The sequence below is a fragment of the Collinsella sp. AF05-9 genome, from assembly GCF_003465595.1.
Classification (GTDB): domain Bacteria; phylum Actinomycetota; class Coriobacteriia; order Coriobacteriales; family Coriobacteriaceae; genus Collinsella.
In genome coordinates this window covers 1-1,506 of record NZ_QSBB01000072.1, presented here as the reverse complement: position 1 = coordinate 1,506, position 1,506 = coordinate 1, and the positions used below count along the sequence as shown (strand labels likewise).

Here is a 1,506-nt window from a genome sequence, read left to right as displayed (position 1 = left end):
GGTGGCGCGCGCAGACGTGGTGTAAGAGCGTCCCGAGGTCCGTCGCTGCAAGTCCCGATGTTACTCCTTCTTGAGACCGCGCCTCTCGACTATCTCGTCCACTATCTCCCTGGCGCGCCGCCCGAGCGCGCGGCGCCTCCCCTCTGTCGGGGCCGGCCTGTCCGCGGGCTCGGCGAAGCCCTCGGCGGCCGAGGCCTCGGAGAACACGCGCTGCTGGGACCACTGCCCCTCGGTCTCCATGAGGCTCGCGCACGTCAGGCGCAGCATCGACTCCCTCGAGGGGAAGGACTGCACGACCCTGTAGCGGCGCTTGATCTCGCGGTTGGCGCGCTCCTGGACGTTGTTGGTGCGGAGCTTGGCCCAGTGCGCCCTGGGGAAGGCCGTGAACGCCAGCGCGGAGTCCTCGGCCTGCTCGAAGACCTCGCCGGCCCTGGCGGACACCGACGCCACCCAGGGCGCCGCCTCGGCCCACACGCAGCGCGCGAGGTCGGGGTCGTCCTGGTAGACCGCGGCGTGCACGAGGTCCCTGACGGCCGCCTTGGAGTCCTCGGGCCTGCCCGAGCAGGCGCTCTGGAGGTTGCGCTGCAGGTGCGTCACGCAGCGCTGCCAGGCGCAGCCCTGGAACAGGCGCGAGACGGCGGCCACGAGCCCGGCGTGGCTGTCGGAGACCACGAGGCGAACGCCGGCCAGCCCGCGCTCGCGCAGCCCGCCGAGGAATGCCGCCCAGGAGTCCTCGCTCTCGGTGTCGACCACGTCGCAGCCCAGGAAGTGCTTGCGCCCGTCGGCGCCCAGCCCGATCGCGGTCACGACGCCCTGCGAGACGACCGACGAGCCGACCCTGCAGCTCATGTAGGTAGCGTCGAGCCACAGGTAGCAGCACGGCGTGCCCGACAGGTCGCGGCGGCGGAACTCCGCCACCTCGGCGTCGAGGTCGGAGCAGAGGCTCGAGACCTCCGAGCTCGACAGCGAGGATATGCCCAGCTTGGACGCCACGCGCTCGACCTTGCGGGTGGACACGCCGCATACGTACATCTCCTGCACGATGGCGGCCACCGAGGTGTCGACGCGCGACCATCGCGCGAGCATGCCCTCGGGGTAGTAGGTGCCGTGCCTGAGCTTGGGTATCTCGAGCTCCACGTCGCCCACGGCGGTCTTGAGCGACCTGGGGCGGTAGCCGTTGCGGCTGTTCTCCCTGCCGTCGCTGCGCTCGTTGCGGCTCGCGCCGCACATCTGCTGGGCCTCGGAGTCCATCAGCGCGTTCATCACGCTGCCCAGAACCCTGCACGCGAACTCGCGCGCGTCGCCGCACTCCTGCCAAAGCCTCGCCGCCTCGAGGGCCTCGTCGCGGCCGAGGCGCAGTACACTCTCTTCTTGGGGCATCGCCTTTCCTTCCATTCGTCACCTTCATTACTCCAACGACGAATTCTAGGCGGTGTCCCCTCCCTTTCAAGAAAGGGCGGAGGCGGGGCATGCCCCGCCTCTTACACCACATCTCTGCGCGCTACC

Annotated in this window: 1 protein-coding gene; it reads right to left on the bottom strand. The window is 70.0% G+C overall.

What is annotated here, in order from left to right:
* Window positions 1-60: 60 nt before the first annotated feature.
* Complete coding sequence (locus tag DWV43_RS09935) at window positions 61-1,380, bottom strand: IS256 family transposase (protein ID WP_233502389.1); 1,320 nt, start codon at window positions 1,378-1,380, stop codon at window positions 61-63.
* Window positions 1,381-1,506: the final 126 nt, after the last annotated feature.